This window comes from Nostoc sp., assembly GCF_036917415.1.
Classification (GTDB): Bacteria; Cyanobacteriota; Cyanobacteriia; order Cyanobacteriales; family Nostocaceae; genus Nostoc.
In genome coordinates this window covers 13,146-34,918 of record NZ_JBALDJ010000071.1, presented here as the reverse complement: position 1 = coordinate 34,918, position 21,773 = coordinate 13,146, and the positions used below count along the sequence as shown (strand labels likewise).

The 21,773-nt window shown below is 41.5% G+C and carries 21 protein-coding genes; 8 read left to right on the top strand and 13 right to left on the bottom strand.

What is annotated here, in order from left to right; translation table 11 throughout:
• Positions 1–139: 139 nt before the first annotated feature.
• From V7K41_RS13980 to V7K41_RS13965, 4 genes are all read left to right on the top strand, one after another.
• The gene (locus V7K41_RS13980) at positions 140–505 is read left to right on the top strand and encodes an STAS domain-containing protein (RefSeq protein ID WP_084227153.1); all 366 of its coding nucleotides are present in this window, start codon (positions 140–142) and stop codon (positions 503–505) included.
• A gap of 578 nt (positions 506–1,083) precedes the next feature.
• Positions 1,084–1,563 (top strand): Mini-ribonuclease 3, encoded by a 480-nt coding sequence (locus tag V7K41_RS13975; protein WP_104907787.1) that lies wholly within the window; start codon positions 1,084–1,086, stop codon positions 1,561–1,563.
• A gap of 92 nt (positions 1,564–1,655) precedes the next feature.
• Positions 1,656–2,786, top strand: a complete 1,131-nt coding sequence (gene rlmB / locus V7K41_RS13970; protein ID WP_334848989.1) for a 23S rRNA (guanosine(2251)-2'-O)-methyltransferase RlmB — start codon at positions 1,656–1,658, stop codon at positions 2,784–2,786.
• 86 nt (positions 2,787–2,872) lie between these two features.
• Complete coding sequence (locus V7K41_RS13965; protein WP_334848986.1) at positions 2,873–3,175, top strand: DUF1816 domain-containing protein; 303 nt, start codon at positions 2,873–2,875, stop codon at positions 3,173–3,175.
• Positions 3,176–3,366: 191 nt separating this feature from the next.
• Here V7K41_RS13965 and V7K41_RS13960 read toward each other — a convergent pair whose 3' ends face one another.
• From V7K41_RS13960 to V7K41_RS13945, 4 genes are all read right to left on the bottom strand, one after another.
• On the bottom strand, positions 3,367–3,516 hold the full coding sequence (locus V7K41_RS13960) for a hypothetical protein (protein ID WP_334848984.1): 150 nt from the start codon (positions 3,514–3,516) through the stop codon (positions 3,367–3,369).
• Between the two features lie 20 nt (positions 3,517–3,536).
• Complete coding sequence (locus V7K41_RS13955) at positions 3,537–4,382, bottom strand: alpha/beta fold hydrolase (protein ID WP_334848982.1); 846 nt, start codon at positions 4,380–4,382, stop codon at positions 3,537–3,539.
• Positions 4,382–4,567 (bottom strand): hypothetical protein, encoded by a 186-nt coding sequence (locus V7K41_RS13950; protein WP_334848980.1) that lies wholly within the window; start codon positions 4,565–4,567, stop codon positions 4,382–4,384. Before V7K41_RS13950 ends, V7K41_RS13955 begins: the two co-directional genes overlap by 1 nt.
• A gap of 79 nt (positions 4,568–4,646) precedes the next feature.
• Positions 4,647–5,879 carry a methionine gamma-lyase family protein gene (locus V7K41_RS13945; protein WP_334848978.1) on the bottom strand — a complete coding sequence of 411 codons (1,233 nt, stop codon included), beginning with the start codon at positions 5,877–5,879 and terminating at the stop codon, positions 4,647–4,649.
• 85 nt (positions 5,880–5,964) lie between these two features.
• Between V7K41_RS13945 and V7K41_RS13940 the strand changes: the two genes are divergently transcribed.
• The 3 genes from V7K41_RS13940 (at position 5,965) to V7K41_RS13930 (ending at position 9,379) form a co-directional block, all read left to right on the top strand.
• Positions 5,965–6,780, top strand: coding sequence for an acyl-CoA desaturase (locus tag V7K41_RS13940; RefSeq protein ID WP_334848977.1), 816 nt, complete (start codon positions 5,965–5,967; stop codon positions 6,778–6,780).
• Positions 6,781–7,019: 239 nt separating this feature from the next.
• The gene (locus tag V7K41_RS13935) at positions 7,020–8,072 is read left to right on the top strand and encodes a fatty acid desaturase (RefSeq protein ID WP_334848975.1); all 1,053 of its coding nucleotides are present in this window, start codon (positions 7,020–7,022) and stop codon (positions 8,070–8,072) included.
• A gap of 218 nt (positions 8,073–8,290) precedes the next feature.
• Positions 8,291–9,379 carry a fatty acid desaturase gene (locus tag V7K41_RS13930; RefSeq protein ID WP_334848973.1) on the top strand — a complete coding sequence of 363 codons (1,089 nt, stop codon included), beginning with the start codon at positions 8,291–8,293 and terminating at the stop codon, positions 9,377–9,379.
• A gap of 486 nt (positions 9,380–9,865) precedes the next feature.
• Here V7K41_RS13930 and V7K41_RS13925 read toward each other — a convergent pair whose 3' ends face one another.
• From V7K41_RS13925 to fdxB, 8 genes are all read right to left on the bottom strand, one after another.
• Complete coding sequence (locus V7K41_RS13925; protein WP_334848971.1) at positions 9,866–10,378, bottom strand: ArsC/Spx/MgsR family protein; 513 nt, start codon at positions 10,376–10,378, stop codon at positions 9,866–9,868.
• A 76-nt stretch (positions 10,379–10,454) separates the two neighbouring features.
• Positions 10,455–11,066 (bottom strand): cupin, encoded by a 612-nt coding sequence (locus V7K41_RS13920; protein WP_334848970.1) that lies wholly within the window; start codon positions 11,064–11,066, stop codon positions 10,455–10,457.
• A gap of 5 nt (positions 11,067–11,071) precedes the next feature.
• Positions 11,072–11,239 (bottom strand): hypothetical protein, encoded by a 168-nt coding sequence (locus tag V7K41_RS13915; protein WP_334848968.1) that lies wholly within the window; start codon positions 11,237–11,239, stop codon positions 11,072–11,074.
• Positions 11,240–11,376: 137 nt separating this feature from the next.
• The gene (locus tag V7K41_RS13910; protein ID WP_334848966.1) at positions 11,377–11,862 is read right to left on the bottom strand and encodes a hypothetical protein; all 486 of its coding nucleotides are present in this window, start codon (positions 11,860–11,862) and stop codon (positions 11,377–11,379) included.
• Positions 11,863–12,019: 157 nt separating this feature from the next.
• A complete protein-coding gene (locus tag V7K41_RS13905) occupies positions 12,020–12,619 on the bottom strand; it encodes a cytochrome c oxidase subunit 3 (RefSeq protein ID WP_334848964.1) in 600 nt (199 codons plus the stop codon).
• 427 nt (positions 12,620–13,046) lie between these two features.
• On the bottom strand, positions 13,047–14,735 hold the full coding sequence (ctaD, locus tag V7K41_RS13900) for a cytochrome c oxidase subunit I (protein ID WP_334849062.1): 1,689 nt from the start codon (positions 14,733–14,735) through the stop codon (positions 13,047–13,049).
• A gap of 203 nt (positions 14,736–14,938) precedes the next feature.
• Positions 14,939–15,928: a cytochrome c oxidase subunit II gene (locus V7K41_RS13895; RefSeq protein ID WP_334848962.1), complete on the bottom strand. Its 990-nt coding sequence runs from the start codon at positions 15,926–15,928 to the stop codon at positions 14,939–14,941.
• 568 nt (positions 15,929–16,496) lie between these two features.
• On the bottom strand, positions 16,497–16,790 hold the full coding sequence (gene fdxB / locus V7K41_RS13890; RefSeq protein WP_334848961.1) for a ferredoxin III, nif-specific: 294 nt from the start codon (positions 16,788–16,790) through the stop codon (positions 16,497–16,499).
• 1,260 nt (positions 16,791–18,050) lie between these two features.
• Here fdxB and V7K41_RS13885 point away from each other — a divergent pair.
• Positions 18,051–19,646, top strand: coding sequence for a helix-turn-helix domain-containing protein (locus V7K41_RS13885; RefSeq protein WP_334848959.1), 1,596 nt, complete (start codon positions 18,051–18,053; stop codon positions 19,644–19,646).
• A 216-nt stretch (positions 19,647–19,862) separates the two neighbouring features.
• On the opposite strand, the gene V7K41_RS13880 is transcribed toward V7K41_RS13885, so the two are convergent.
• A complete protein-coding gene (locus V7K41_RS13880) occupies positions 19,863–20,840 on the bottom strand; it encodes a sucrase ferredoxin (RefSeq protein WP_334848958.1) in 978 nt (325 codons plus the stop codon).
• Positions 20,841–21,773 lie beyond the last annotated feature (933 nt).

The following is a 21,773-nucleotide window of genomic DNA, read 5'->3' as shown; positions in this document are numbered from 1 at the left end:
GGGGATCGGAGACTAGGGACTGGGGAAAAGTTTTCCAATCCCCATTATCCAGTACTCAATCCCCTATTCCAACAGATTGTAGACAATTTGCTCAAAAACCATCTATACTTGAGCGTTCACTTTAACTCATGAGGAGGGAATTATTGCTGAGCCACTGAATCTAACCGTTAGCCTGAGGGGCACTCGTGAAGTCCGGGATAACTGTCAGCTATTCCGCCTCACAGGTTTGTTAGATGCTTTTTCTGAGCCGACATTTCGCAAGACACTTGGCAGTAAGATAGACGAGGGTCCTAAGCACATTATTTTGGATCTTTCACAAATTGACTTTGTTGATAGCTCTGGCTTGGGTGCTCTGGTGCAGCTAGCCAAGCAGGCTCAAACTGCCGATGGCACTTTGCAAATTGTTACAAATGCCCGCGTAACTCAAACGGTCAAGCTTGTTCGCCTAGAGAAGTTTCTCTCCCTGCAAAAATCAGTTGAAGACGCTCTAGAAAACGTCAAGTAGTCTTGATTGCTCGGCCTGAGAGTTAAATTTAGCTATCCAGATTCAATATCGGATAGCTTAATTTTTAAAACTTCTGGCAGAAAACCTCTCTCCTTGTGGGAGAGGCATAAAGCCAGTTAAGCTATTATGTTTAAAGTTGAGTAATAACTAAAGATATAGACACGCAATTTTTGGGTATGTAATCGTTGGCGAGAATATTGGATAAATAATCAAGTCTGAGATATTTGTAAAAAATACAAAGCCAGCAGATTTGTTTGTAGATAGACTTGACTCAATGCTGTATAATTAAAAGTTGTCGTTTACTCAGTAAGCATGGCAATGCTACCAAGTAAAAGGGTGAATTTGATGCTACAATTTTACCCGAACTTAGGCACAGACCACAAGAATTAGGCAAAATTTGGTTTATAGATGTTGACATCAGGTGATTTAAAATGCCAACTCTCAATCAAGAAGATGAAATTAGGAAGTAATTTTGATAGTATTGATTATGCTAAGTATACTATCATGGCATACTTCAGAAAAATCAGTCTTTGCGAAGAATGCTTGCCAAATGTAGCCCGTCAAGGAATGATTTATTTGTGAAGTCACAGGAGGAAGAGCTATTAGATGGACAAGATGAAACTCCCAAACAGAGTTTATCTTGGACTCAAGCACTCTTGGCAACCACAGGGCCATTCCAACAGATTTCGCTCTCACAAGTGCAACAAATTTCTCCTAGTGCTTTAGCATATTTGGGGGATGCAATTTATGAGTTATATGTTAGAATGTTCTATCTGCTGCCATTGCAGCGGTCAGGAATTTACCATCGTCTGGTAGTGGAGCAGGTAAGAGCAGAAACACAAGCGCTACATTTGCGATCGCTAATTCCTCATCTCAGGGATACCGAATTAGAAATTGTCCGACGGGGTAGAAACGCCGCAACAGGACGCCCTAAGCGACTTAATCCCGAAATTTATCAACAGGCAACTAGTCTAGAAACTTTAATAGGCTACTTATATATCACCGATTACCAACGTCTAACCGAACTGTTGCAAATACTTCATCTAGAAAAAGAGTGAAAACTCAATTTCGCAGTAGCCACAACACTAGATTAAATTCCAAAAATTGAGGTAATCGGAACGATCAACCATACGCTATATCCATAACTCAAATGCAGGATAAACCCAGAAAAGTCAAGACTTCTAGCGAACTAAATCGGGGACAACCCGTAAAAATTAAAGGTAAGCGTGTTGTTACTAATCCGACTGGTAAACCGAGAAAAATAGATAGCAACCCCATCTCTGTTACTAATCCGACTGGTAAACCGAGAAAAATAGATAGCAACCCCATCTCTGTTGCAAATCCAACTCGCAATCCCAGAAAAGTAGATGGCAACACTATCTCTGTTGTTAATCCGAATCGCAATCCCAATAAAATAGATGGCAACACTATCTCTGGGAACTCTCGACAACGAAATAGCAACTTCTCCCAGCCGTCTGTATCTACACAAGCGATAGAAGAAGATAGCGATCTTATCTACGGTCGTCATCCAGTATTGAGTGCATTGAAAAATCAGCGTAATCTCAACCGTCTCTGGATTACTACCCGGCTACGGTACGATCCCAGCTTTCACCATTTTCTCTTGCAAGCAAAGGAAAATGGCACAGTTATTGATGAGGTTGAACCCAAGCGTTTAGACTATCTCACTAATGGGGCTAATCACCAAGGTGTGGCAGCACAAATTGCTCCCTACGCTTACATCGAATTGCCCGATCTAATTGAGCAGTGTAAATCTGTAACCGATGCTGTAATTGTTGTGGCTGACGGAATTACCGATCCCCACAACTTGGGAGCAATTATTCGCACTGCCGAAGCAATAGGCGCTCAAGGATTGGTGATTCCTCAAAGAAGGGCATCTGGAATTACTTCCACTGTTATAAAAGTGGCAGCAGGGGCTTTAGAAAATTTTGCTGTAGCTAGAGTTGTCAACCTCAGCCGTTCCTTAGAAGAATTAAAGGAAGCTGGCTTTTGGATTTACGGTACTGCTGCAAGTGGCAGCGAACCTTTGCATACAGTCAATTTTACTGGTCCAATCGTTTTGGTAATCGGCTCAGAAGGTGAAGGTCTGAGTATGTTAACTCAACGCTCGTGTGATTTTTTAGTATCGATTCCTCTACAGGGTAAAACTCCCAGCCTCAATGCTTCTGTAGCAGCAGGTATGGCGCTTTATGAGATTTATCGCCAGCGATCGCTAAATACGCTGCACTTAGATAAATTGCAAAAAATCTCTTTGAAAAAATAACATTAACAGAGTATAAAGAAATGTAAAAGATAATAAAGTACCCTATCGTTTAACACCCTGTAGACGTTTATAAATCAGCGAAAACCATGAAAACCATTTGGCATAACCTCAAGGAAGTGTTAATTAACACATTCGACTACATCGGCTTGGCTTGGTGGGTAGAGATTGTGACGCAGAATCCCCGTTGCACGTATTACTTCGGGCCATTTCTAAGTTCTTCTGATGCAACATTAGCAAGTAAAGGATACATAGAAGATTTAGAGCTCGAAGGAGCGCAGGGAATTATTGTGAATGTCAAGCGCTGCAAACCCAATACCTTAACAATTGCTGACGACTTGGGGGAAAGATTTGACCGCAAAGTACAGCCTGCCTTTGGCGGTCAAATTTAAGTTAGGCCAAAGAATGGAAAGGATGCTCTGATACGGGGACGTAAAGAGATGAAGACACAGAAAATCCTTTTAATAGGGGTTGTTGCGTCTTTTTGACTCATTGCGTCACCACATCTTCCCTCTCCATTCTTCTTCGTCAATAGTCAAAATTTTCTAAATATATAGGAATCCGATTTGATTTATGAAAAAATCTAAGTATCTGTAGGGGAGCCAGCCGTGTGGGCGGGTTTCCCGACTTGAGCGGACTGGCGTTGTATTATGGCGTAGCCTAACGCACCTAAATCGTTAACTGGTGCGTTACGCCAAAGGCTAACGCACCCTACGTGTATTTCAGAAATCAAATATGAGTCTTATAGGACTATTAACCACCAATTACCTGCGGATGTTCTTGCAGCCAATGGTCAATATCATTCAGTACCTGCTGGGGGACTTCCCACGGGAAAAGATGGGCGGTGTTGGGATAGCATTGCCACTGAGAATTGTTCAGGTGTTGAGCAGTTTGTAAGCTGGAATCAGATGTGATGTGACGGTCTTGATCGCCAGCAAGTACTAAACTAGGACATTGTATTTGCTGTAAATCTAAAAGCCGATTGTATCCTGATTGAATTGCACTATAGAGAGCACGAGTAGCAGCAGGAGAGGTTTGCAAATAAGCTGGTACTGCTTCTTTGGCAATGTAATTGTAAGTGATAGATGTATGTTGTTGGATTAGATAGCGGAAAAGCGATCGCTTACCAAAAGTTTCAATATTCCATTGCCAACTCGGTTTTATATAGTTCAATAGGGCAGCAACGCCAGTATATAAATTATCCTGCCAAGTGATAGGAGGATGACTGCCACAGGGTTTTGCGGCTGTCGCCACCAAAATCAGCCCAGTAATGCGCTCTGGCAAACGTAATGCCATTTCCATTGCCAGAATGCCCCCAAGCGACCATCCCAATACTAGGCACTTTTCAATCTGCAAACGGTCTAACAGCGCTTCTAAATCAGTCAAATGGTCATTCATATCAAAATTGCCGTTGTAGCGACTTTTGCCGTATCCGCGTAAATCAGGGGCAAAAGTTTTGTAGCGTTTTGATAAATGATTGGTAAAGACAGAAAGACTACGACCAGTGCCAGGATGACCATGTAAGCCCAAAATTGGAAATCCTTGACCTTGGATATAAACATTGAGACGTACAGCAGTTGTGGTGTGGCGATCGCTCATCACTTGTTCTCCTGTCTACCGAACAAATGTTCTAAAATGTGTTGACTTTCAGTTCTCAAGTTTCTAATTTCCGATCTGATTTCTCTGACAGTGACAATCGCTTCAAAGTTACGTACCTGCAACAAGGAATTTACGGTTGAGCGTAGTTGGGCAATCGCGCATCTATCCGCTTCTATAGCTACCATATTCGCTTCAGTTCTTTGTGCTGTCTTTTCTAGGATTGCTTCAATCCGGTTTGGCCACTATATCCTAAAAGAATATGTGCTATGTATTATTGCTAACTGCATCAATCGCCGCCTCCAGAGCGATCGCCACATGAGTCCAATGAGTCCCGCCCTGGCAATAAACTACATACGGCGATCGCATTGGCCCATCTGCTGATAATTCCAAAGTACTCCCTTCAATAAATGTCCCCCCAGCCATCACCACCTGGCTCTCATACCCCGGCATCTCATCTGGAACGGGGTCTAAGTAGGAACCGATGGGAGAATGCTGTTGTATGGCTTTACAGAAAGCAATTAGCTTTTCGGCTGAACCAAGTTTAATTGCCTGAATTACATCCCCACGGGGAGCCAAGGGAGCGGGATTCACTGGATAACCGAGTTTATCAAATACATAACCAGTAAGATAAGTCCCTTTCATCGCCTCTCCTACCATTTGCGGCGCTAGAAATAAACCTTGGAACAGCAGGCGATTTTGGTCAAAAGTAGCACCGCCATAACTACCGATACCTGGAGCAGTGAGGCGACAGGCGGCTGCTTCCACTAAGTCGGCGCGACCAGCGACATAACCGCCAGCGCTGACAATGGTGCCACCAGGATTTTTAATCAATGACCCTGCCATTAAATCAGCACCTACAGCTGTAGGTTCCCTGGTTTCAATAAATTCGCCGTAGCAGTTATCTACAAAGCAAACGGTGTTCGGGTTTTGCTGTTTAACTAAGTGGACGATTTTTTCAATATCGGTAATTGATAAACTAGGACGCCAAGAATAGCCACAAGAGCGCTGAATAAAGACTAAACGGGTGTTTTCAGCCACATTAGTATTTAAAGCTTGCCAATCTATCGTATTTTCGGGCGTTAGCTCTAATTGGCGGTAATTTATGCCAAACTCAATCAGGGAGCCTTGACCTTGACCCCGTAAACCAATGACTTCTTCAAGCGTATCGTAGGGAGAACCGACCACTGCTAACATTTCATCTCCAGGACGGAGAACACCAAACAAAGCACAGGCGATCGCATGAGTTCCCGAAACGAACTGCACTCGCACCACCGCCGCCTCGGCACCCATAACTTCGGCAAAAACTTTATCTAAAGTTTCTCGTCCTAAATCATCGTGACCATAACCACTTACACCAGCAAAGTGGTGTGCGCCTACACGGTGATTACGAAAGGCATCCAGCACTCGTTTTAGATTATGCTTGACCTGAGCGTCAATTACAGAAAAAATTTCTAATAGTGCCTGTTCTGCTTGCCGCAGCTGTTCTAAGCTGTTCATCAGTTCCTCGTTCAAAAAAAATTATAGATATGCGGATTTTAAGATCGCGCAGACTAGGCTGGAAAAATCAAATTCAGGTTACTGCATGACAATTGCTACCTCAACCAAACCTCAAATCAACTGGGTTAATACCCTGTTTTTCATTGGACTGCACATCGGCGCTTTATTTGCCTTTGTTCCTGGTAACTTTAGCTGGACGGCAGTTGGTGTGGGTTTCTTGCTGTACTGGGTGACTGGTGGTTTAGGCGTGACTCTAGGATTTCATCGCCTTGTCACCCACCGCAGTTTTCAAACTCCCAAGTGGCTAGAGTATCTCCTGGTTTTCTTTGGGACACTCTCGTGTCAAGGAGGCCCAATTGAGTGGATCGGGACACATCGCATTCATCATTTAAACTCTGATACTGATGCCGATCCCCATGATTCTAATAAAGGCTTCTGGTGGAGCCACATGGATTGGCTGATTCACTACTGTCCCGCTCACGCTGATGTTCCTCGTTTCACCAAAGACATTGCCGAAGACCCAGTTTATCAGTTTTTAGAAAAATATTTCATTTTGATCCAGGTTGCTCTAGGTGTATTGCTTTTGCTTCTAGGTGGCTGGTCATTTGTTATTTGGGGAATTTTTGTTCGCATTGTCTGGGTTTACCACTGCACTTGGTTGGTGAACAGCGCTACTCACAAATTTGGCTATCGCAGTTATGATTCTGGCGATCGATCGACTAATTGCTGGTGGGTAGCCGTACTAGTTTTTGGTGAAGGCTGGCACAATAACCATCATGCTTTTCAATACTCAGCTCGTCACGGGCTGAAATGGTGGGAAATAGATTTAACCTGGATGACAGTCCAATTGCTCCAAGCAGTTGGTCTAGCGACTAATGTGAAGTTGGCCCCAACAAAGTAGTAAATTATTTGTCATTAGTCATTAGTCATTAGTCCTTAGTAAATGACTAATGACTAATGACTAAGGGCTTTTTGTGCAACTAATCCATTTGCCAATTCTAAAATCGCCTTCAAAAGCTATTTACGGGTGCGCTTGTGTCGGTTAGGTTGCTATAATCCGAAGCGCTAATATTAAGAAATTTTGCGGCAAGTTACTTTTTAGTGACTTGGTGGAGGAGTTTTGTTGTTTTTCAGGTGTCCATGACTACATCAATAATTAACAGCCAGAAACTAAGTGACGAGCCTGGTAATTCCGACTTCCGGCTCAAAGATATTGTCAAAACCCTGCCACGGGAATGTTTTCAGCAGAACAGTCGCAAAGCTTGGACGCAAGTTTTGCTGAGTGTCTTGGCAGTCGCCTTGGGCTATTACAGCCTGATTATCACTCCTTGGTTTCTTTTGCCCCTAGCTTGGATTTTTACGGGCACTGCTTTAACAGGTTTTTTTGTAATTGGCCATGATTGTGGTCACAGGTCTTTTGCCAAACGTCGTTGGGTAAATGATTTGGTGGGGCACTTTTTCATGACGCCGTTAATTTATCCTTTTCACAGTTGGCGCATTAAGCATAATTATCACCACACTCATACCAACAAGCTGGATGAGGACAATGCTTGGCATCCAATCAGACCGGAAGTGTTTGAAAATTGGGATAAAACCCGACAGTCTGCTTTTGAACTGTTCATGCGTAAACGCTTCTGGTGGGTAGGTTCCATTGGACATTGGGCTGTGGTGCATTTTGATTGGCGGAACTTCAAAACGAAAGACCAATCCAGTATCAAGCTGTCTGTGGCTGTAGTAGTTGTGTTTGCAGCGATCGCTTTCCCGACTCTCATCGCCACAACTGGTATCTGGGGATTTGTCAAGTTCTGGCTAGTGCCCTGGATGATTTACCATTTTTGGATGAGTACTTTTACTATTGTTCACCATACTGCCGCAGATGTTCCTTTTGCGACAGCGAATAAGTGGAACGAAGCTCAAGCACAGCTATCTGGAACTATTCATTGCGATTATCCGCGTTGGGTAGAAGTCTTGTGCCACGATATCAATGTTCATGTCCCTCATCATATTTCTACTGCGATTCCTTCTTATAATTTGCGGCTAGCTTACAGCAGCATCAAAGAAAATTGGGAGCCTTATCTGCATGATGAGTATCAGTTTTCTTGGCCTTTAATGAAGCAGATTACAGACCAATGTCAACTATACACAACTGATATTGGTTATAAAACTTTCGACGAATATTATACAGAGCGATAAATAGCGCTGTGATTACACTCACGCTCTTGAACCAACAAGAGCGTTTATCATGCTGTGTTTAAATAGAATCTGGCAATTTTTTAATGACTAAAATTGTTAGGGAATTTGCCAGAAATTATCTTCTTTGGTGTTAGCGATCGCTAGTTTCGTGGGCATCCTAGAGGTGAGATAATTTTGTCTCAAATAAAGTTCCGATTTCTATCCAACAAAAGAATCCAGTGCAATCAAATATTATTACGTTCAACAATCCTCCTGACCTTGAAACGTTTGAGAATACGACTAAATTGCCTTTCACTCTTCAAGATTTAAAAGCTGCAATTCCTGCTGAATGCTTTCAGCCCAATGTAACAAAATCACTTTTTTACTTCTTTCGTGACATCCTGATTATCGGTCTGCTTTATGCAGTTGCTTATTACCTGGATTCTTGGCTTTTCTTCCCGATTTTCTGGCTAATGCAAGGAACGATGTTTTGGGCTTTGTTTGTAGTAGGACATGACTGTGGACACCAATCTTTTTCTAAGCATAAATGGCTGAATGATTTGATTGGACATCTTTCGCACACACCAATACTTGTTCCTTATCATGGTTGGCGGATCAGTCACAGAACCCATCACAAAAATACTGGCAATATCGATAACGATGAAAGCTGGTATCCTGTGACAGAATCAGAATACAAGGAGATGCCTTTAGCCCAAAAGATAGTCCGATATTATGTTTTTCTATTGGCTTATCCTTTGTATCTGTTTAAGCGTTCTCCTAATAAGGAAGGCTCCCACTTTTTGCCCAACAGTCCGCTTTTCAAACCATCGGAAAAATGGGATGTCATCACTAGTACTGTATTATTGATTGGCATGGTAGGTTTGCTGGGTTTCCTCACCTACCAATGGGGTTGGATGTGGTTGCTGAAATATTATGCTGTACCCTACCTTGTATTCATAATTTGGCTAGATTTGGTGACATTCTTGCACCACACTGAGCCAGAGCTTCCCTGGTATCGTGGAGAAGATTGGACTTTCCTAAAAGGCGCAATTTCTAGTATTGACCGTGATTATGGTTTGGTTAATCATATCCATCACGATATCGGTACTCATGTTGCTCACCATATATTCCTTAACATCCCTCACTACAATTTGCTGAAGGCAACTGAGGCAATAAAACCAGTTATGGGTGAGTATTTCCACAAATCGGAAGAACCAATTTGGAAGTCATTATGGCATTCATGTATCAGCTGTCATTTTGTACCTGATACTGGTAGTAAGGTTTACTATACATCCAACAAGAAGTTAGCTAAAGGCTCAGACTACTAACACTTTGCGTAATTACTAATTACGCAAAGTGTGAGAGTTTTAGACATTTTAAATAGGTGGCTTATTTACGCCGTGCTGTACTAGCCCTGTCAAGGTAATAAAAGTAACCTTGACAGGGCTAGAGTGTTATGGACTTTTGCAAGAAATTTAATAGACCTCTTGCACAAATGCAAAATTTGCCCACCCTGCGGGAAGCGAACTAAGTAAGTCGGTGCAATAAAACCAAACTGTGTGAAGAAAAGTAAATAAGGCTCAAACTCTTTCTCTCCCTGCTCCCTGCTCCCTGCTCCCTGCTCCCTGCTCCCTGCTCCCTGCTCCCTGCTCCCTGCTCCCTGCTCCCTGCTCCCTGCCCCCTGCCTTATCCCAACAATAATTATTTACGCCGACCTACTTACATCCCCCAACCCCTTCTCCCAAAATTGGGAGAAGGGGAGCCAATTTCAAAGTTTTTCTCCCAAGCTTGGGAGAGGGATTTATGCAAGAAATCTAATGACTACAGCTGCCTTGCTTTTGATTTTTTTCACCATGATGGTTGCAGCCACCCTGCTGATTATCATGATGAGCACTACGGTCGTTACCGTGGGAGCAGTTTTGCAAATCTTGCTTCATCAGGTTTTCGCTCATTTCCTGCAATGATTCGTCCACAGGCTTTAAGCCAATCCAAGCATCAATCTTTTCTACATCGAATCCTACCTCGCGGCGATTGCCTATTTCTAACAAAGGACGGCGAATTAACAGTGGCTCTCTCAACATCAACTGCAAAGCCGTTTCTGCATCAATTTTTTCAGGAACCACCTCACCAGATTTTACCTTGGGGGAGGAAGGATTAAACCATTCGGCTACGGGGCGATCGCCAAAAAATGAACGCAATCGCTCAACTGTCCAAGGTTCTGTTAGCAGGTTGTATGCTACCACCTCATGACCAGCAGCTGTGAGTAAAACTTTTTGCTTAGTACCACCTTGACAGCCTGGTTTGCTATAGAAAATTACTCTTGCCATTTAACTATCTCCTAATTACTCAATTGTTTGTAGTTGGCGCTAAAGCCCAACTACAAACTGATATGACGATTGCTAGTTAAAAATTCCTAGCCTTGTGGGTAACTAAGTCAAACTCAAATCTCTCATTCGGATCGGTTTCGCCGTAAACATTAAAAGTCACAGTTGGTTCATCACCGACTGCTTCTACACAGTGAATTGCATCGGGAGTAAAGCTAATAATATCCCCTGGAAATAGAGTTAGTTCTCCCGTCGGTTCAATTTTGTCCTGAAATTCTGGGTTATGGGTGCGTTGCCAAAAAGTATTTTTTTCCTGGCCTTTTAACACCGCCACTATTCCCCATGTCCCATGATTATGAATGTTCGATCGGGTTCCCGGTGCAAATATTACTGTTTGCACAGTCAACGGAAAACCCAATTCATCGTATAGGAGTAAAACAGAGGTTCCCGTTTTGGGTGAAGGCTCTAAATGTTGACTTTGCACCCAGTAGGAATTTACTATTAAACGCCTTACAAGCATCCGAATTTCTGGCAGACGACTGGCTTGATCGTCCACATTATTGAGAACATCTTCCATTTCAGTTAAAAACCGATAAAGACGATAATTCTCTCTCAACAAATCCCATGCTCTTACAGATTTACAAGCTTGATACTGACCATCCCCCGTTAGCAGCCAATCTCTACCTTTCATAACTTTTAAATTGATAACGGAGAAGATTGGATGACAATAATCGGAGAAACGTTAGGAATATTGTTCGCAGGAAGTTTAGTCGGTATGGTAATAGCAGGAATGATGGAGTTACTATTACTAGCTGCTCCCAAAAGAGAGTAAGAGGAATATGATGTAGATAACCAGTTGTTCATGATTGTTCACCAAAAGGGCATTAGGCATTGGGCACAAAAGGCACAGGGGCAGAGGGGAAAAACTTACTGCAACCACTTCCTCACTCCTCACTCACCACTCTTTCACACATCGTCTTGTAGAGAAGCGCATTGATTAATTAATCATCTTCTTCTGCTGGACGTGTCAAAATATCCAGAAGAATTCCGGCTCCAAAATCATTCTTGTCGTCTATCTCTTTAATTTTGGTGCTGATTTCTTTTGCTTCCTCGATTGCTCCTAACTTTGCTAGTACTAATCCAGAAGCAGCATAAGCATTTAAGTACAATCGAATTTGTAGGTCTTCTTTGCGATTGACTAATATAGGCTTAAGTTGCTCCCAGTCATCAGGTAATTTTTCTAGTTCTTTAATTTTATCTAATAATTTGACTGTTGTTTGTAGTGCAAGAGAATAATTATTTTTATAATAGAAAAATCTATATGCTGCTACCAATACATCTGTATTTTCACCAGTTTTAGCTAAAGCTTGTTGAATATATTTTTCTGATTCTGATGTATTCTCCCAGTTTTGTGCAGCTAAAACTAATAGATTTTTGATGTCCTCTGGAACCTGAAACCATGAGAATTTATTTGTATTAGCTTGCATATTGGTAACTGGGGATTGGGGACTAGGGACTGGGGACTGGGGAAGCAGGGGACAAGGGGACAAGGGGGACAAGGGGACAAGGGGGAATTATTGAACTAAGTCTCCCTTTTGTCTCCCCCTCTTCCTTGTCTCTTCCCAATGCCCCATGCCCCATGCCCTAAAACAAAGTGAGAACGTACACCAAGGTGAATAAAACAATCCAAATAATGTCTACGAAGTGCCAGTAAATTTCTGTCATTTCGATGAAAGTATGATTGGTTGCAGAATATTCACCGGGAAGACGCGATCGCCACAATGCGCGTAATATCAATAACAGTCCCACAAAAACGTGCAAACCGTGGAACCCGGTCATGATATAAAAACAGTTGGCGAAGACGTTGGTAGTCAGTCCATATCCTAATGTTGAGTATTCATAAACCTGACCACCCAAGAAAATTGCCCCCATGAGTGCAGTAATTGCATACCACAGTTGCATTCCCTTGACGTTATTCTTTTTAATCGCCGTATCACCGAAGTGAATCACGAAACTACTAGACACCAGAATAATCGTGTTAATCGTCGGCACGAGTAATTCTACTTCACTTCCTTCTGGAGGCCAAACGGCTGTACTGCTCCGAAAAAACAAATAGGTGGCAAAAAATCCCCCAAACATCAGTGATTCAGAGGCGAGGAATGTCAACAATCCCCAAACTCTTAAATCTGGATGTTCTTCGTGTCCTGCACTGCGATCTTCGCTCGTGGTTGTAGCTATAGTCATAGATTTTTTGACAATACGATCTACTCTGTCTGTTGTGGAAGCTTGAATAAAGAATGAAGTCTGAATCAGCAAAATTTCCATTCTTTATCCAAAATCCTTGTTTAGCCAAACTCTTGACTTGTTCAGGAATTTTCAAAATTCCGAGTTTCGTGTTCTGAATTCGGGCGTTCGTTTTTTGAATTCGGGTGTTTGTATTCTGAATTCGGGCGTTCGTTTTCTGAATTCGGGCGGTCGTTTTCTGAATTCGGGCGGTCGTTTTTTGAATTCGGGCGGTCGTTTTTTGAATTCGGGCGGTCGTTTTTTGAATTCGGGCGTTCGTGTTCCAAGCTTGAAGTTTCGGGTTCCAAGCTTGGAGTTTTAAGTTCTTAAATCTAATGACTAGAAGTTTCAGTAACTTTGAGTGCGATCGCAATACTGAATATACTAACTAAGCACTAGCTGACGGCGTTGCAGATTGCTCTATTTTAAGAGGGTTATCATGACCGTAGTCATAAGGGCCATGAGTAACAATCGGCAATACTTCCCAGTTTTCAATCGCAGGTGGCGAGCTAGTTGTCCATTCTAAGGTCAAAGCTTGCCAAGGATTATCACCTGCCAATGGGCCCTTGAGCCAACTGTAGATCATGTTGATGGTAAAGGGAATTACCGATATCCCCAAAACAAATGAACCATAGGTACAAATTTGATTGAGGTCGATAAATTGGGGGTCATACATTGCCACTCGTCGCGGCATTCCTTGTAAACCCAACTCGTGCATGGGTAAAAAGGTCAGATTAGTGCCGATGAAAGTGAGAGCAAAGTGAATGCGTCCCAAATTTTCATTCAGCATTCGTCCGGTCATTTTGGGGAACCAGTGATAAATACCGGCGTAAATGCCAAACACGGAACCGCCAAACAGAACGTAGTGGAAATGTCCTACAACATAATATGTGTCGTGGACGTGAACATCAAAGGGAGCTGTTCCCATCGTCACACCACTTAAGCCGCCCATGACAAACATGGATAACAAGCCAATGGCGAAAAGCATTGCACTGGTGAAGCGGATTTTACCACCCCAAAGGGTAGCAACCCAGGCAAAAATCTTCACGCCAGTGGGAACTGCAACTATGAGAGTGGAGATGGTGAAGAACATCCGCATCCAACCGGGTGTACCACTAGTAAACATGTGGTGTACCCAGACAAACAGACCGACAACGCAGATTGCCAAACTGGAATAAGCGATCGCTTTATAACCAAAGATCGGCTTGCGGGAGTGAATTGGAATTACCTCGGACATGATGCCGAAGATGGGCAGAATCATTAAATATACTGCCGGGTGCGAATAAAACCAGAACAAGTGTTGGTAGATAACAACATTACCGCCTGCATCTGGTTTAAAGAAGGAGGTACCAAAGTTGAGGTCAAACAACAGTAGGACTAAACCCGCCGCTAATACAGGTGTGGAGACAAGTGCTAGGACGGAGGTGGCTAAAATTGCCCAGCAAAACAAAGGCAGCTGATCCCATTTCATGCTGGGAACCTTCATCATCACAATGGTGATTACAAAGTTCAGCGAACCCAAAATTGAGGAAGTTCCCACCAAAACGATCGCCAGTATCCACATAGTTTGAGCGATTGGTGCTGTCACCAAGCTCAAAGGTGGGTAAGCTGTCCAACCAGATTGCGAACCGCCAAAAATGAAACTACCTAATATGAGCGCACCTGCTGGTGGATTTAACCAAAAGGCGATCGCATTCAGCTTCGGGAAAGCCATATCCCTAGCACCGACCATCAACGGCACCAAATAGTTACCAAATCCCCCAATCGCGCTAGGGACAATCCACAAGAAGATCATGATCGTCCCGTGATTGGTCATGAAAGCGTTATACAGATTGGGGTCGAGGAAGTCTGCATCTGGTGTCGCTAATTCGACACGGAGAGCAACAGCCATCAATCCGCCGATGAGATAGAACACAAACGCCGTCACGAGGTATTGGATACCAATAACCTTGTGGTCAACATTAAACGTAAAATAGTCCTGCCATTTCCACGCCTTCGGATGAGAGGTGTGGCCAGCCACCATTTTCGGTTTATTTTCTTCTGGTGGAGTATTCCGTGGAAATTCTACCTGTGTCATCTTTTTGTCCTTTGTCCTTTGTCCTTTGTCATTTGTCGTTTGTCCTTTGTCCTTTGTCTTTTGTCCCTTGTCATTTGTCCTTTGTCGTTTGTCCGTTGTCATTTGTCTTTTGTCAGTTACCAATAACTAATAACTAATGACTAATGACCAATGACCAATGACCAATGACCAATGACCAATGACCAATGACCAATGACCAATGACTAATGACCAATGACTAATGACTCTAAAGTTGCTGCACTAATTCCCATATCATGGGTGTGGGGCGCGAGAAACTCTGATGTTGATAAGTCGCCTGGATTAACAGCAATAACTTGATTGAGGTTTTGCTGTTGAGCAATCTGGTTTTCTGTCCGCCAGCTATTATATTCTTCTGGTGTGTGGACAATTACCTGTGTCCGCATTGAACCGTGATAACCACCGCACAACTCAGCACAAACTACGGGATATGTACCTGGTCTGGTGGCAACAAATCGTAGTTCAGTTGGAATACCGGGAAGTGCATCTTGTTTCAAGCGGAAGTTTGGCACCCAGAATGAGTGAATTACATCTTGTGCTGAAAGGTTGAGTTGCACATCAGCACCGACGGGAATGTGTAATTCTCCAGAGTTAATGCCACTATCAGGGTAGCTAAATAACCAGGCGTACTGTATCCCTTTGACATCAACAACTAAGTCGGCTGGTTTGTTTAGCGTTTGAGGAGACGCGCCGATACCAATTGTTGGGGCTATTGCTGGGGCAGTTGTTGCTTGGGAAGTATCGCTTAATGTAGCTGCAAGAGCACTTCCCGGTATATGAGCAACATGAGCTGCTGAATGAGGATGACCCGCAGGCTCAAAGCCGCCCATTCGGTTAAAAACATCTACACTGTAGATGCCCAAGCCGAGGACAATCACTGTTGGGATTGCTGTCCAAAAGATTTCTAAGGGAACGTTGCCTTCCACTCGCACACCATCGCCATCGTCACCCCGACGGTGACGAAACTGAATCAAAAACATTACAATTGTTCCTTCTACCACCAAGAAGAGTGCGATCGCAATGGTAAACATGACGTTGAAAAAACCGTCTACCAAAGGCGCTTGTAACGATGCCTGTACGGGCATGAGAGTGTGGTTTTGACCAATCAAAATGCTGATTGCTGTAACTACTATCCCAGCAACCAGAGTCCATAGTGAAACAGGAACTTGTTGCATACATGCTACCTGCTTTGTAAACCGTCTTTTGAGGTGTTATTTTCTGGAAATTGGGCACTTGTACTGAGCGACTTGCCCTGAGCGTAGTCGTTGGCGCAGCCTCTCGTAGAGAAGAGAGTCGAAATATTGGACACTGGGCATTGGGCATTGTTATCTATTCCCCATTCCCTATTCCCCATTCCCTATTCTCCATTTCCTTTTCACTTATTAACTTTCTAACGTGCAGCCATAAAAAATGGGGGAAACTTCCAGATTTTTTCCATATCTTTCCCCCAAAAAATGACAAATTATATTTCAACTCATACACAAAGTTAGCCCCCTGCTTTCAGAAAAGCTAGTTGTTCCAAAAGGGCACTGTTAGACCTAATATTGATTAGACTATATTAGCAGCAAGTTTAAATTTGTTAATAGCTAACATTTTGCGATTCCCGGATTTGTTTACTGTGAACTTTTTATTGGTTACAGTAAATATTTATGATTCCCCTCTAGTTACCTTGCCTAGCGCATTTGCGCTTTATTCAAACAGTGCCTCCTTCAACGAGCAACAATTTTGACTAACTCCAAAAATCTAATTAATTAATGCAACGTGGGTGTAGCAGTTCTTCGGACAAATCCGCGAACAAGCTTCACAACCAATACAGTTTTCTGGAGAAGTAACTGCCATTACTTTCCGTTCAATTTCTTCATCATCTTCATCTTCTACAAATTCACCTTCTTCATTGAGCGCCTTCAATCCAAGCACATTGTAGCCGCATACTTTAACGCATCTGCCACAGCCGATACATTTTTCCTTGTCGATTTCCTGAGCAAATTTTGGTGTCCATGCCTTACCGCCAAATGTCAAGCCTGTTAGTTGTGCCATGAATAAATCCTCAGCAATTTTGCCTATCAATCTGTTTGTGCATTAATCATCATATTATCCTAATCTTTTATTGTTTTATATTCAAAAATTACTTTTCTCACATCAATTTTCGATGACTTTGAACACAATATCAATTGTTTTTTATTTAAATTTATAGATAAAAGTTATTGCCAATAATTCTTAGGAATATTGAGTATTCCTCGTTCCCATGCTCTACATGGAAATGCATTCATTGAGTCTCTGGTTCAATGACTGACTAAAAGCAGCAGCCCACAATCAGACATTTCCATACAGAGGATAAGTAAAAAGTTGAGGATTTGAAACCTATACAGGTGAGTAAAGCCTCATGTATATGTGGTTTATAACTGCCGATTTAACTATTATTTACAGCAAATGCAACTATATCTGTAAGAGTAATGATATTTTTTTTCAAATATTTGTAGACTTGGGCAAATAAATTTCTATAAATAGTATATATCTATACCAAAACCAATGTTCATCAGTTACATTTTGATATATGCAATATGTATTTAAGAAAGCAACAATTTTTAATCTAGTTTGATTTAAATATTTAGATAAATGATGACAAAAGGAATATTATTTTTTCATCTGAATACACAGAATTAATTTATAAAGGAACTGTAAACTTTATGGCAGAATATTATCATGCCTTAAATATTAAAATTATTAACAAATTAGAGAAAGCTCAATCGTCGGAGGCTTAAAAATTTCCTAAAAATACTTTATGTAAGGTTTGGTGGTCAAAGCGAAAATGTTCATTAATTACTTAATTAACCCTCTTTAATCACTATTGGTAGATAAAAATCTAAAACCCTTATTTCTCATGACTTTTATCAATTTAGACGTAGGTTGGGTTGAGGAACGAAACCCAACACCCAAAGACCTTAGAAAAGTTGGGTTTCACTTTGTTCAACCCAACCTACATTTGTTTTTCTTTCCCCAAAGTGATAGAAGAGGGTTAAATAGATGTTAAGATTTTTACTAAGCTCAATCCGAACAAATTAATCATTTTCTTCATGAAATGTATAGTTAATAAGAGGTTTTATTAGGCTCATCTTTAAAGCCTTAAATAGCTTGTAATTGTATGCAAATTTAACAAGTTGATGTGGGGATTGAATGTGGTGAGAATAATCTTTTCTCACCAGACAGATAATGTGGTAGCGAGTCATGAATAAACAGGACTCATCCAGGGGAGACCTGAGCCAGACATCTCAACGATTAGAGTGGGAAAAGAGCCAAATGCCTTATACAATTCCTAACAACAGTTGCGTTGGATGTGACAACTGCCGCCCCCAATGTCCTACGGGTGCAATCAGAATAGAGGATAATGAATACTGGGTCGATCCTGGTCTTTGTAATAATTGTGAGGGCTATTATTCAGAACCGCAATGTGTAATAGCTTGTCCAACTAATTCTCCTATTCCTTGGCAGGCAAAAAAGGGAAGATGCAAAGTTGAGCCAAGAGATGCTAGCAGCTTAGACTTGTTTTCTAATGGCAAGAATAATCCATTTGCTTCAGCGATCGCAATTTGGGAAGCTTGTAATGTCCTAGCGCAGCGCACATCCCTACATTGGGAAACCGATGAAGAAGGCTACATCAGTTACAGCCGACAAGTCAATCAAGGGCGAGGTGCGATCGCTTTTCACATCCAAGATCCCTTGAAAGTTAACGACAAGGCCACAGATATAGCAGCAATTGAGGGGCTTGACATCAGAGCCGCTTGCATACATCTAATTTTTGCAGCTTATGCTACAGCCTTAGAGCAACCTTGGGAGCAAGAATTTGCGATCGATGAGCGACAAATTGAGAAATATTTGGGGATGGAGAAACGCAAAGACTTGAGCAAAGCTGCCAAGCTAGCTTTAATGAAAAATATCGTTCAGCAAGCTTGCTCCCTGATTATCTCCATTGACTGGCCCCAACAAGGTCGAATTAACGGATTTTCTGTTGTCGGAAGCCGCTTATGGCACTTGGTAGATATTCAACACCACTTTCAAGAAGACAATCTCGGATGCAAATATCTGATTGGGCTAACTTTTAAAGTAAAAGCAGGTGTCTGGGCACAATATTTCTTAAACAAACAAGCATGTAAAGAACGAACCGCATTCTATCAATACGGCAGTCTACCCAAAACACTGCTAACCACAGTCATGAGCATTTGGCAGCAACATGAAGGCGCAGTTCGACTAATGCTGTGGTTGCTGTTTAAAACCAAAATGGGCAAAGAACAACGCATCACCATTCCTACCTTGCTGCGTATTGCTTACGGTGAAGAAAAAGTCGCCCTTGCATCCAGACAACGGGAAGAACGCAAACGTCTGTTGCGAACCTTTGAAAGCGATTTAGAAATTCTTAATCACTATGGAATGAAGCCACTTTTCGATCCAGTTACTTACCCACCAGAAATTCAACCTTTGTGGGCAAAGTTAATCGATCTTCCCGAAGATCCAGATGAAGCATTAGAATTTTGGACTAATGACGGTGGTTCTGAAACTCGCCTCACAGACACAGGCCCCCGTGGTAAGTGGAATCTGCTAATGAATGCGCGGATTTTAGCTTTTGAACTCCCACCAGAATGGGAACAGCAAATCTCAGAATCAGAAAAAAAGAAAACAAGAACTGCCAAAGCCAAAAGGAAGCCCAAAGCTACAAACGATTTGCTAGGCGAACAGATTTTGCAAGCGCGAAAAAATTTGAATCTTTCCCAAAGAGAATTGGCAAAACTCACAGGTAAAAGCCAAAGCTGGATTCGAGATATCGAAAATGGTCGTTTAAAAGCCAAATTAGAAGACCAAGTACTGTTACGAAAAGTCTTAAATATGACTTCATCTTGATTCAATATTTGGAATTTAAACACAAAAAAACGCAGAGATTTTATTACGAATTTCTACACCGTTATACTAAATACAGTATTTAATTAATTCGTAGCAAACTAAATTTAGTAATACTCTGCGTTCCTCTGCGCTTACCTTTGCGTGATGGCAGTCGCTACAACGGGGGGAACCCCCGCAACGCGCTGCCTCCCCTCTGCGTTTAAAAACTCTTCACTTCTATGTACTATAACTCATTACCTTACTAGAGGTAATCCAAAAACTACCGACAGCATATTTAGTAACTACCAACTCTCGTGTAGCATTGCATGAACTCTTCAGTTGTTGAGTCTTGGTTTCATCTTTCACAAGTTTAGCCTGGTAAGTGTAGAGAGAACCACAAGGTTGTTCAAAACTAAGTTCAGCTAAGATAGTATTATTGTCTAAACTTTGCTCTAAAATTTTGCCTGCAACTTTGTAGTTAAACCAATCCCATCCTTTACAGAGGATTAACTCTCTTTCCAAAACCTGAAGTGTAGCAGGCAGAATTCCCCAGCCTCGATAGACTTTATGTAAGCATTGAATATCACCAGTACGAGTCAAAATCGATCTAAATGAATCTCGATCGAGACGACCGTAGTATCTTCCTTCTGGTAAGTCTATGATTGTTGGTGCAAACCGATGTCCACCAAAGTGCGATGATTTCCAAATTCGCACATTATCTAAGCACAAATCAGCTTTAATCGCTGTAATATGGAAGTAAAAAGGAGCGCCATATCTTGCACAACACTTATCATGGCTACCGTGAGTACAAACTAAAATATCTCTAGTTGTACTAGTTTCTACCTCAGAATTAGAATTGATACCCCATATCCATTTTTGGACAACTCCTGCTACTTGCTCAATATTTGCTAGCTTAAACTCTTGCTTATGGTATCCATTACTTAGCCCCTCTTGTTTTTGATAAATCAAAAGCGTAGTGTGATTTACCTTGTGTGATACATCATTAGCAATTAAGAGAAATCTAATCGGCAGTTTAGCACGCTTCACTTCTTCTACCAAAATCCTCAAATTTTGAGGCACCCACTTCGAGTTAAAGGCTTCTGATGTCCAAGGTAAAGGACATTCAACTAAAATATAAGTTTGATAATTAGTGGCACTACCAATAACATCTTCTCCTATTTGCAGTGAATCGTCAGAACAAAAAAAAGTATTCATCTCGCTGTACTCATTAGCATATTTTATGGACAAAAGGTATTCCCAAATACAATTGTGTTCTTAGCTACAATATCCTTGGCTAAAGGAGATAAAAAAGAACAATATTCATTTCTCAGTTAAAATTAGGTAGCCACTTTATAACATCATTATTGATTGAGGTCTTTCCGGTTAATAAATTCTCTACAATAAAGATAAACAGTGTCAAGAGATATTTTTCCGTATGAGTGGCGTTAATTTTGTATCTAGTTTTATTATTATTTGGTATTTAATAAATTTTAATTTGCGGAAACTCAGTTTTTCTAAACTTGGTTTCTTTGGCAAAATCAAATATATTAAACCTGATACATAGACGCAAAGCGACTTGGAGAGTTACCGACGATTAACTTGCTTACAATATCGATGTAGCTGATACTACAATCAAAAATATTCCTCGCAGCAACCTAGTTGTTTAAAGTTTTGCTGAAATTATTTACATAGCTAGTTACATATCCTGTTTTTACACATAAAGATATAATTTTGTGCTGCTCTTATGAGAGATATATTCCTAAAGGTAGATGCGAAAACATTTAATCAACAGCAGACGCTTAAGTAAGCCAATACTGTTTTAAGACTTCTTCCACGCTATTTGCTTTCAATATCTCTATTAATCTATCCATATTGCAAATTATTCTCAATAGATTGAGAAAAATAAAAAAGTCAAATTAGGGGTAAATGCTTTACTTCCCCGTACTCCATCTGCAATAAGTTAATAATCAAAAGTAGTGACTAATTATTAGCAGTGTCACTGACATTAACATTAACAAATTTGGTATTTAGCGTTTTACCTAATCTAACTTCCCGAAGATAGTGTTAGGGTTTGATGATAAGCATCTGCTTCGACTGTAACTGAAGTCAATAATAAATGCAAGTATTTAAGAATTTTTATGACTTCTT

Excerpts from the sequence above, each read along its gene's own strand:
- rlmB (WP_334848989.1), top strand. The coding sequence starts at position 1,656 with ATGCAGGATAAACCCAGAAAAGTCAAGACTTCTAGCGAACTAAATCGG.
- V7K41_RS13965 (WP_334848986.1), top strand. The coding sequence starts at position 2,873 with ATGAAAACCATTTGGCATAACCTCAAGGAAGTGTTAATTAACACATTC.
- V7K41_RS13955 (WP_334848982.1), bottom strand. The coding sequence starts at position 4,382 with ATGAGCGATCGCCACACCACAACTGCTGTACGTCTCAATGTTTATATC.
- V7K41_RS13950 (WP_334848980.1), bottom strand. The coding sequence starts at position 4,567 with ATGGTAGCTATAGAAGCGGATAGATGCGCGATTGCCCAACTACGCTCA.
- V7K41_RS13945 (WP_334848978.1), bottom strand. The coding sequence starts at position 5,879 with ATGAACAGCTTAGAACAGCTGCGGCAAGCAGAACAGGCACTATTAGAA.
- V7K41_RS13940 (WP_334848977.1), top strand. The coding sequence starts at position 5,965 with ATGACAATTGCTACCTCAACCAAACCTCAAATCAACTGGGTTAATACC.
- V7K41_RS13935 (WP_334848975.1), top strand. The coding sequence starts at position 7,020 with ATGACTACATCAATAATTAACAGCCAGAAACTAAGTGACGAGCCTGGT.
- V7K41_RS13925 (WP_334848971.1), bottom strand. The coding sequence starts at position 10,378 with ATGGCAAGAGTAATTTTCTATAGCAAACCAGGCTGTCAAGGTGGTACT.
- V7K41_RS13920 (WP_334848970.1), bottom strand. The coding sequence starts at position 11,066 with ATGAAAGGTAGAGATTGGCTGCTAACGGGGGATGGTCAGTATCAAGCT.
- V7K41_RS13915 (WP_334848968.1), bottom strand. The coding sequence starts at position 11,239 with ATGAACAACTGGTTATCTACATCATATTCCTCTTACTCTCTTTTGGGA.
- V7K41_RS13910 (WP_334848966.1), bottom strand. The coding sequence starts at position 11,862 with ATGCAAGCTAATACAAATAAATTCTCATGGTTTCAGGTTCCAGAGGAC.
- V7K41_RS13905 (WP_334848964.1), bottom strand. The coding sequence starts at position 12,619 with ATGACTATAGCTACAACCACGAGCGAAGATCGCAGTGCAGGACACGAA.
- ctaD (WP_334849062.1), bottom strand. The coding sequence starts at position 14,735 with ATGACACAGGTAGAATTTCCACGGAATACTCCACCAGAAGAAAATAAA.
- V7K41_RS13895 (WP_334848962.1), bottom strand. The coding sequence starts at position 15,928 with ATGCAACAAGTTCCTGTTTCACTATGGACTCTGGTTGCTGGGATAGTA.
- fdxB (WP_334848961.1), bottom strand. The coding sequence starts at position 16,790 with ATGGCACAACTAACAGGCTTGACATTTGGCGGTAAGGCATGGACACCA.
- V7K41_RS13885 (WP_334848959.1), top strand. The coding sequence starts at position 18,051 with ATGCCTTATACAATTCCTAACAACAGTTGCGTTGGATGTGACAACTGC.
- V7K41_RS13880 (WP_334848958.1), bottom strand. The coding sequence starts at position 20,840 with ATGAATACTTTTTTTTGTTCTGACGATTCACTGCAAATAGGAGAAGAT.